This is a genomic window from Candidatus Sordicultor fermentans (assembly GCF_012728195.1).
GTDB lineage: Bacteria > Atribacterota > Atribacteria > Atribacterales > Caldatribacteriaceae > Sordicultor > Sordicultor fermentans.
Genome location: NZ_JAAYFP010000102.1, coordinates 22,486 through 31,332 on the forward strand (window position 1 = coordinate 22,486; position 8,847 = coordinate 31,332).

Genomic DNA, 8,847 nt, shown 5'->3' on the forward strand with positions numbered 1-8,847 from the left:
CTCCCGTTTTCCCCAAATTATACTATTACCCTTGCTTAATCTCAAATTTTCTCTTCTGGCGCTTCAAATATCAGAGCTTCAGAAATTAAAATCAAAGAAACAATACTTTGAGCATTGGACAATGCCACTCGCAGAACTTTGGCCGGGTCTATTATTCCTTCTGTTATGAGGTCAACAAACTCTCCCTTTTGAGCTTCAAAACCCACTCTCCAGTCGCCCTTCCTTATTTCTTCTACCACCAGAGAGCCGTCATATCCTGCATTTTCAGCAATCCAGTAGGCTGGCGCCTCCAGAGCTTTTCTTAAGGCTTCTGCGCCTTGCCTTTCTTCTTCTGGTAAATCACTAAAGTCTAATTCCTGCGCTATGTGCACAAAAAGCGCTCCTCCTCCCGGAACTATACCTTCCTCTATCGCTGCTTTTGCAGCGTTTATGGCATCTTCCACCCGATATTTTTTCTCCTTTAGCTCTACTTCGCTCGAGGCACCCACCCAGATAATAGCCACTCCTCCTTGGAGCCTTGCCAGCCTCTCTTGCAGCTTTTCCCGATCATAAGTAGAAGTAGTTTTCTCTATCTGGGCTCTAATTTGCCTTTCTCGGGCTTCGATGTCTTTTTTATTTCCCCTCCCCCCGATTAAGGTGGTGTTATCTTTAGTTATCCGTACCTTATCCACTTTCCCTAATAGATCTACGGTTACCTTTTCTAACCTCATGCCCATATCTTGAGAAATTACCTGCCCTCCAGTTAAAACGGCTATATCTCCCAAAATCTCCTTTCTTCTATCCCCAAAAGCGGGAGCTTTAACTGCTGCCACCTTTAGCACTCCCTGCAATTTATTCACTACTAAAGTAGCTAATACTTCCTGTTCTATATCCTCGGCAATTATAAGAAGGGGCTTATCCATCCTGAGCACTTGCTGCAAAAGAGGAAGAAGAGAAATAATGTTAGCTATTTTGAAATCACAGATGAGCAGAAGAGGTTCTTCTAAAACCACTTCCATCCGCTCAGTATCGGTAACAAAATAAGAAGAAAGATAACCCTGGTCAAACTGCATACCTTCCGTTATCTCGATGGTAGTCTCAGCCGATTTAGATTCTTCCACGGTGACCACCCCGTCCTTCCCTACTTTCTCCAGAGCCTGAGCCACTATTTCTCCCACTACCGGGTCATTAGACGAGATAGAGGCTACCTGAGAAATAGATTTTCTATCTTCCACCACTAAGCTATAACTTTTAATTTTTTCTATGGCTCTGTTTAGTGCTTCTTCCATTCCCCGACGGAAAAGGACTGGATTGTGGCCAAAAGCTATGCTCCTCAACCCTTCCCGGAGCATTTTCTGCGCTAAAACTAAAGCAGTAGTAGTTCCATCTCCCACGAGATCGTTGGTTTTAGTGGCTATTTCTTTAGCTACCTGTACCCCTACGTTTTTCTCTGATTCTTCCACCTCTATTTCCTGAGCAATGGTCACTCCATCGTTTGTAACAACGGGTAAACCGTATTTCTTCTCCAGAAGAACATTACGACCTTTGGGACCCAGGGTAACTCTAACAGCATTCGCTAAAATATCCACTCCTTTACCCAGAGCTTCTCTTGCCTTTATATCTTTTATTATTTCTTTGGCCACTTACTTCACCTTCCTCGCGTAATATATGGATATATAAGTCATTCGCATAAAGGATTATAACAGACAATAAGGGGGATTTATCCTCCCCTCATAACTTTTTTTCTGTCACTCCTGAATGGCTCTATCAACCATAAGGAGGTGACACCCCTTTATAACCCCCAAAAAGACAAAAACTAAAAACTTAAATAAAAAGAAAAGACAACTGAGGGAGAAAAAACAGACAGCCTACGGCGTAATATTAAAAGATTACTGAGGAAGGAAAAACCTCCCTCAGTGGATTCCCCGCTAAATTTTGGAATGACGGGAAAAGGGAATGCGTCTTTTATGTGTCATTCCTGAATGTATTTATCAGGAATCTAAACAATGGGAGGAGACGCTCCTATGATTCCCGATAAAAAGAAGAAACAAAAACTTGGATTACCGATAAAGGATTTCGGAAATGACAGAAAAGCACTATGAGGGGGTTTGCCCCTGTATAATCCCCAAAAAATAAAGAGAAAGCTGAAAAACAAAAAAGCGTAAAAGACAAAAGATAAAAAGCAAATACTACTGGTGGGAAAAGCTCCACCGGTGAATCTGGAAAAACAACGCTGGAGAAAAGCACCCAGCGTGTCTGCGGCGCTAAAGACGAAAGCAAAATAGGTGAAGAAAACTAATTACGCTGGAGAAAAACACTCCAGCGAAAGAAATCAAGCATTAGTAAATGCCGTTTTGCAGGTTATTTCTCATTCTGGATATGACCTCAAAAAATTCTTGACCATATCGTATATTTCCATTGCCAATTCATAAAATTTTCTTGCATCTTCCAGGTCGGTTTTCCATATGACAATATTCCCCATTCTGACGGATAGCGAGCATCGATATATAGCGCATCAAGTTTCTTAACTAAATCCCAATCAACTTCAAATTGTATAAAATCATCTACGGTAGCAAACAATTTTTCCAAATTATGAGTTTTAATAGCTCCTATTTCGAGCTCCTCTATAACTGCCTTCAGAGATTTCTCTATAGCTTGCTGAGAGTGAAGAGCCACAATATTTGTCAGGCGAGGATTATCTATGATCTCACCCATAGTCTCAATATCATCATATGCCCTTTCGAGCCATTCCTCAGTTATTTCTTTCATATATTACGATTCCTTTCTCAGCTATTTCGCGGTAAAACATACTATTAAGCTCTATAAATCTTTTATGCATCGGTTTTGTGTGTACGATAAGGTCAATAGGGATCTCTCTTTGTATATCTGTAAGAACATTAGAGACTTTCAAGTAAAACTGCATTTTTTCATCGAAATTACTTGGCATAATATCATCATCGGTTACCACAATCAAATCAATATCACTATCTTTTGATGGCTCTCCATAGGCGTAACTACCAAAAAGGATCACCTTTTCAGGATTTAGAGGTTTCAGCCTCTCTATCAATTGATTTTTTAGGTTTTCATCAAGTTTCATAGTAATTAGTATACCATTTTAAATAATATAATTCCTCTTGTTTTGCCCCCTATGAGTAAACCCACCGTTCCCAAAACCCGGAAACCCAACCTTTCGGCAACTTCTCTTACCTCTTTCTCGTTAAGCAGAACCAAGCCCGTCTTTTTCTCCAGTACCAGGACCAGGATTTCAGCCTCTCCATAATCTATACTACTTCTTTCCATACTACGATGGGGATTACTGGTTTCGCACCCTTACACCGTTTTCTCAACAGATCCAGCCGACTAATTGCACTCAAAACAATCAATATCGAAGAATTGCAGACCACAGTCAATCCAACTCTTCCAAGGTGTTGAGGTTAGTTCAGAAATAATTGTTTCAAAATTTTCGGAAAGCCAGATGAGTTTCTTAGTAACTCTTCGCCCTACTCGCTTTTCGATTATCTTGAGATCCTTTACCGCTTCTTCCGTCCATTCAATCCTGGCCAAATTCCTCTAATACCTCTTTATGGGAAATTCTCCCGGATGGCTTCTTCAGACATTTCGCTAATTTCTTCTTGAACTCATCTGTTAATTCTATCCTGGAAATACACCAGGATAACAGCCTACGGCGTAAGATTAAAGAACAAAAGGATACAGGATAGACGTTCGTATTTTCATGGTCATATGGTGGTGCTGCGAGCAGCATGGGCATCTATCCTGGAATCAAAATCCCCAAGTATTTTTAAAACCTTTTGCTCTATCAAGTATTCCAGTTCATCTATACTCACGTCTTTAACCTTATTTACTCTCGCACCCCCTTTCGGTTGAGTTACTATACCCATTGTGATATCACCTACTTTAGCTTTTCGCCAGTCTGAAAGGGGAATGAGCTACTTTTTTTGGCTTACAGGGAGGGAAAAGCATAAGGGAATTAAATTGTGGCTATATTACAATATTTAAAAAGAGGATTGGCATCTATGGTGGGGAGAGCTTTTGACTGATTGAAGCCAGCAGAAAAAGCGGTAAAAGCTCTACGCCTCTTTATGGGGAGTGGGGAGCGACCTGGATGTGGTGATGGTTTTACGAAGATCTCCTTATCCCTTCTGGGAGCGGTCACGATACTTTAATACTATGAGCCTGTCGGTCCCCGTTGACTTTTTGGTTTACACTGAGGAGGAATTTGAAAAACTGGAAGGACGTTTCGCTCAAGTTATGCAAAAAGAGGTCCGGTGGCTATAGCCTTCGGTAGATTATAGGGAGAAGAATCCCCCATCACCCCTTTCTTTATCCACTCTTTCACTCACTTGCCAAATTTTGATTTGACAGGGAAGCCGGACACTCCCACAAGAGGTGGAATAAGGAAGTCTCTCCTTACAGGAGAGGGGAAAAGAGTTCCACAAGTAGCGAGAGCGCTTTGTGGCAATTTGCCACGAAATAGCTCGACAACACAGGATAAAAAAAAGACACAAAAGCTTAAAAAAAACCGCTGAGAGAAATCCTCCTCAGTTTCTGCGCAACACAAGCGACACAAAAAACAAAGATGAAAAAAGACAATCAATAAAACTTCTAATTTGATATAATGGGAAAATGAACAAGTTAGAAAGGCTCAAAAAAATTTGTCAGAAATATAATATTGCCCTGGCATATTTATTTGGTTCTCAAAAAGAAAACGCATTACGGATTTTAGAAGATAAAGATGTCTCCATAAATGACCCATTGGCCGATATAGATGTAGGGATAGTTTTCTCATACGACATAGAAAATGTGAAAGAAAGGTATAAGCTTTACGGAGATATATATAATGAGTTAGAAGAGCTGTTTAAGCCTTACCCCTTAGATTTAATATTTCTACAGGAGAGCCACTCTGTCTTTCAGGTTGAAGCACTAAAGGGAATATGCATATATAGCGTAAGTGAAGAATTCAAAGACAATTATGAAATGATGATACTCAGAAGAGCGGCGGACTTCAAATATGTTCTGGAGAAATATATAGAAGAAGCTCTGGAGAAATATTAACATGATAAACAAAGAATTTGTGAGAGAAAGGTTACTTCTTATAAACTCCTTCTTGCAGGAGCTCCACGACCTGGCTTCACTGGATAAAGATTCCTTTATATCTCAAAAAAGAAATGCAGCAGCAGCAGAAAGCTTCTTGAGAAGAACTTTGGAAGCCATCTTTGATATAGGACGTCACATCTTGGCAAAATCAGGATATATGGATTTATCTACTGAATATAAGTCGATAGCCAAAGGATTGGGAGAAATAGGCATTATAAATAAGGAGCTAAGTAAAAAACTGGCACAGATGGCCGGATATAGAAACCGACTGGTTCACCTTTATAATTTGATAAGTGATGAGGAATTATACAATATAATTACTTCTGATTTAAAAGACATAGAAGACTTTGTATCAGCTATAAAGAAGTATATCTCGAACTGATGGAAGAGAAAGAGGATTAGGGTGAGGGTGAATTAACCATAAAGGAGGTGAAACCTCCCTATAACCCCCAAAAAGACAAAAACTAAAAACTTAAATAAAAAGAAAAGACAACTGCTATAAAAACACTCCCCTTATGCTGGTGGAGTGTTTTCTTCCTCCTTCTTCCTCTTCTTTTTCCTCAAATTCTTTGGTAACCACCGTGTAGTTACCAAAAATGTCATAAACTACCGCCTGAGCTATACCCTCGCAGCTCGCTACCGAAACTTGCTGAGATACGAAAGGAGGAGCGGTGCTGGACCCAGCTGGCTTTCCATTTATAAAGTATTCTACTCTACTAACCAGTTGAGGTTCTTTAATATCCACTATCATATAAGCTTCTCCGCCGGAGGCAGCACAAGTATCTCCACCTTCCGGAGATGAACAATGAACATAAATGGTGATATCATCTTGTTTTATAAGCCCCTCAAAGGACTGGACAAAAACCTCGGTAGACAATTCTAAAGGATGCCCGGCTAAATCTTCTCCCGAGAAAGTTAGTTCCGCAATCACCAGGGGAATTTTATTACTCTTTAAATAGCCCTCCGTTTTCATATCAAGCACCTCTATCGTTACCGAAGCAGGTTCGGTATCTGCCACCAAAGCACCAACAGCAGTCCAGTTAGGGTCATAAATAGTAAGGTTTAAGGCCACAGAGCGAGTGAGAGAAGGAATAACAGTTCCATCAGGTTTTTTGTAAACGATAGTACATTTCGACAATACCGCTCCTACTTTGTTGATAGGTCGAAACTTAACGGTAACCACTCTCTTTTCCTCGCTGGGAGTCAAGTGGGTGGGCTCGCCGGTAACTATAAATTTCGCCCGGGGAAACATAGGATTATCTGAAAACCACTGGCATCCTGAAAGAACAGTCAGCAGAAGAAGGATAAAAATGACTTCCACCAGGAGTATTTTCTTTCTCAAGTTATCCCCTCCTTAATATTCAATGATATGAGGAGTGATAAAAATTATGAGCTCTGTCTCCTCGTGAGTTTTATTGTGCAAAACAAATAACTCCCCGATGAGAGGAATTTCCCCCAGGATGGGAATACGAGTAATATTTTCGATATCCTCACTCCTTATCAATCCTCCAATTACCAGGGTTTCTCCGCTTTTCAAGCGAGCAGTGGTTTCTGCCAAGCGAGTTTTGACCTGAGGGTCGGTATAACGTTGTCCGGCAAGGTAATATTCTCTTTCAGAAGAGGAACTCACCTCCGGTTTAACCTCAACTAATATCATCTGGTCTTCAGTTAAAAGCGGAGTAACTTCCAGCTTTACTCCCACCTCCAGAAACTCCACTCCTCCCGGAATTATACGTCCTGCTTCATCTACACCCTGGATATTGCGGTAAGGAACACGGTCACCCACAGTGATAGTAGCTTTCTCTCCGCTCAGAGTCAAAATTCGAGGGTTACCCACGAGATGCGCCTTATTCTCTCTGGTCAGGGCGTTCAGAGTCACTTCCACCAAGTCTTGCCGCTCCATAGTTCCCCCTAAGGATAGTTCTCCAAAGGCAATTGCACCTGTTACTCCTCCCACTTCCCAGGTAAACCCTAAGTCCTTTACTTTTTGCCGGTCAATTTCCACCAGCTTTACATCTACCATAATCTGAGGCCGTTTACGGTCTAAATTATTAAGAAGCCGTGAGGCAGCTTCTATCTCCTCCGGAGTTCCCTTCACCACTATCGCTTTTTGTCCCGCATCAAAACCCAGCCTTTCTTCTTCAGGAACAACGATTTTAAGAAGATTTTTTATATTTTCCAGATCTTCCTCTTCCCGATAAAGATTATTAGAGAGATAAAAAGTTTTGACTTCCAGAGGACAGTCTATCTCCTTTAGCATTTCTTCCACCTGATTTAGCTCTTCCTGCCTCCCTTTTACTATAATCGCCCGGGAAGATTGATCCGTTATTATCCGACCCTCTCCCTGTACTACCAAACCCAGAGTCTCTTTAGCTTTATCCAGATCGATATACTTGAGCTCAAAGCGGCGAGTTTCCAGAAGACCAAAATTTTCCTCTAATATATTACGCTTGGCTACCACAATGTTATTACCCAGCTTTATCTGGCCCAATCCTCTCATGGTTATAATATAGCCCAGAGCCTGGTCAAAAGTGAGGTTTTCAAAAGAAACACTTATTGTCCCCGTAACTGAGTCATCCACTACCATATTCACTCCGGCCACTTTCGCTAGAGCAAGAAGAGCATCTTTCACTTCGGCATCTCGAAAATCAAAAGAAAAAAGCTTCTCCTCTCCTCTTCCAGGAGGTAAGTGAAAAATCATACTCACCAGACAGCCACCAACTTCATCATATATCTCGTAGTCCACTTTTTCCCGGAGCTCCACCCACAGACGAAGAGCATCATCTTTTTCTATAAACATAATATTTCGGAGAGGTCCAATCTCCATAGGCCTTTGATTGTAACCGAGACCGTTTGTCACTCCTTCAATATCCACCACGATATGATAGGGGTCAGGAGAAGATTCTACCCAGCTCGTGCCTTCGGTAAACTTAAAAGTGAGCTTGATAATCTCTCCATCTACCTTCCAGAATAAATCCCGGAGTTCTTGAGCTAAGACACCCCCCGAGAAAAAAGCCAGAAAAAGCAAAACTATAATCCCTGTCCGGGCTACTTTTCTAAGGTTAATGTGATTTCCCTCCCCTCATAGTTTAATACCACTTCCCTATCCTCTACTTTAATTAATTTTATATTCGATGATGAAGTTTTTTCATTGGTCAAAATCTGAATTTTACCCCCTACTTCCACTATCACTGCCTGCCGGGAATCAGACACCACTACTCCCTGCAAATGAACGGGTGGAAGAAACTTATCTTTTACTTCTTCTTGAGGTGAAACAAATTCTTGGGGAGGGGCATAAACCGCTTCCTCCCCATATCCCTCAGGTAAAACTACCACTACCTCTTCCTTTATTTCTTCAACAATTGGGATCATCGAGCGAAATAAATCCCGGAAGTCGACTAACTCTTCCTCAGAGTAAGTTGTAAGAAACAGTTCTTCTTCCTTGGCTTCTTCTAGATTTGAAGAAAGGGCAAATGAAGACGAAACAGGAGATAGCACCGGTAGACTGCTCCTTTGCTGAGAGTTTAATATTTTCCAAAAGCGAAAGTTTAAAAAAATAAGAAATCCGAGACTCACTGTTAGAGCTCCAACACCCAATAAAAATCTCGGTTTTTTCTTAATTTGTTTCCACCCGAGAAAATACATAAGTAGAAAGCTTCATAGCAATCAATAAGTTGCCGTTTTCGTCTTCTTCCAGATTAAAATTCTTTACCTGAATTAAGCGAGGAGACTGGCGAAGATAATTGAGAAAAA

11 protein-coding genes are annotated in these 8,847 nt (G+C 41.0%); 3 read left to right on the forward strand and 8 right to left on the reverse strand.

From position 1 onward, the window contains the following. Positions 1-41: 41 nt before the first annotated feature. From groL to GXZ17_RS04830, 5 genes are all read right to left on the reverse strand, one after another. Positions 42-1,622, reverse strand: a complete 1,581-nt coding sequence (gene groL, locus GXZ17_RS04810; RefSeq protein ID WP_409376152.1) for a chaperonin GroEL — start codon at positions 1,620-1,622, stop codon at positions 42-44. Between the two features lie 742 nt (positions 1,623-2,364). Then, positions 2,365-2,748, reverse strand: coding sequence for a HEPN domain-containing protein (locus tag GXZ17_RS04815; protein WP_409376153.1), 384 nt, complete (start codon positions 2,746-2,748; stop codon positions 2,365-2,367). After that, entirely contained in the window at positions 2,732-3,076 is a 345-nt protein-coding gene (locus tag GXZ17_RS04820; protein WP_409376154.1) for a nucleotidyltransferase domain-containing protein, read from the reverse strand. The genes GXZ17_RS04815 and GXZ17_RS04820 overlap by 17 nt, the downstream gene beginning before the upstream one ends. Before the next feature lie 5 nt (positions 3,077-3,081). Continuing rightward, positions 3,082-3,279: a hypothetical protein gene (locus GXZ17_RS04825; RefSeq protein WP_409376155.1), complete on the reverse strand. Its 198-nt coding sequence runs from the start codon at positions 3,277-3,279 to the stop codon at positions 3,082-3,084. A gap of 437 nt (positions 3,280-3,716) precedes the next feature. Beyond that, the gene (locus GXZ17_RS04830) at positions 3,717-3,878 is read right to left on the reverse strand and encodes a hypothetical protein (RefSeq protein WP_409376156.1); all 162 of its coding nucleotides are present in this window, start codon (positions 3,876-3,878) and stop codon (positions 3,717-3,719) included. 232 nt (positions 3,879-4,110) lie between these two features. On the opposite strand from GXZ17_RS04830, the gene GXZ17_RS04835 reads away from it, so the two are divergent. The 3 genes from GXZ17_RS04835 to hepT all read left to right on the forward strand — a co-directional run bounded on the left by GXZ17_RS04835 (position 4,111) and on the right by hepT (position 5,476). After that, a complete protein-coding gene (locus GXZ17_RS04835) occupies positions 4,111-4,275 on the forward strand; it encodes a hypothetical protein (protein ID WP_409376157.1) in 165 nt (54 codons plus the stop codon). 348 nt (positions 4,276-4,623) lie between these two features. After that, positions 4,624-5,052 carry a nucleotidyltransferase domain-containing protein gene (locus GXZ17_RS04840; protein WP_409376158.1) on the forward strand — a complete coding sequence of 143 codons (429 nt, stop codon included), beginning with the start codon at positions 4,624-4,626 and terminating at the stop codon, positions 5,050-5,052. Position 5,053: 1 nt separating this feature from the next. Then, positions 5,054-5,476 carry a type VII toxin-antitoxin system HepT family RNase toxin gene (gene hepT / locus GXZ17_RS04845; protein WP_409376159.1) on the forward strand — a complete coding sequence of 141 codons (423 nt, stop codon included), beginning with the start codon at positions 5,054-5,056 and terminating at the stop codon, positions 5,474-5,476. Positions 5,477-5,590: 114 nt separating this feature from the next. Here hepT and GXZ17_RS04850 read toward each other — a convergent pair whose 3' ends face one another. Genes GXZ17_RS04850 through GXZ17_RS04860 form a run of 3 tightly spaced genes read right to left on the reverse strand, consistent with a single transcriptional unit; the run spans position 5,591 to position 8,592 of the window. Next, positions 5,591-6,436: a hypothetical protein gene (locus GXZ17_RS04850; protein WP_409376160.1), complete on the reverse strand. Its 846-nt coding sequence runs from the start codon at positions 6,434-6,436 to the stop codon at positions 5,591-5,593. Positions 6,437-6,448: 12 nt separating this feature from the next. Continuing rightward, positions 6,449-8,122: a secretin N-terminal domain-containing protein gene (locus GXZ17_RS04855; RefSeq protein WP_409376161.1), complete on the reverse strand. Its 1,674-nt coding sequence runs from the start codon at positions 8,120-8,122 to the stop codon at positions 6,449-6,451. Positions 8,123-8,142: 20 nt separating this feature from the next. Next, positions 8,143-8,592 (reverse strand): hypothetical protein, encoded by a 450-nt coding sequence (locus GXZ17_RS04860; protein ID WP_409376162.1) that lies wholly within the window; start codon positions 8,590-8,592, stop codon positions 8,143-8,145. Positions 8,593-8,847 lie beyond the last annotated feature (255 nt).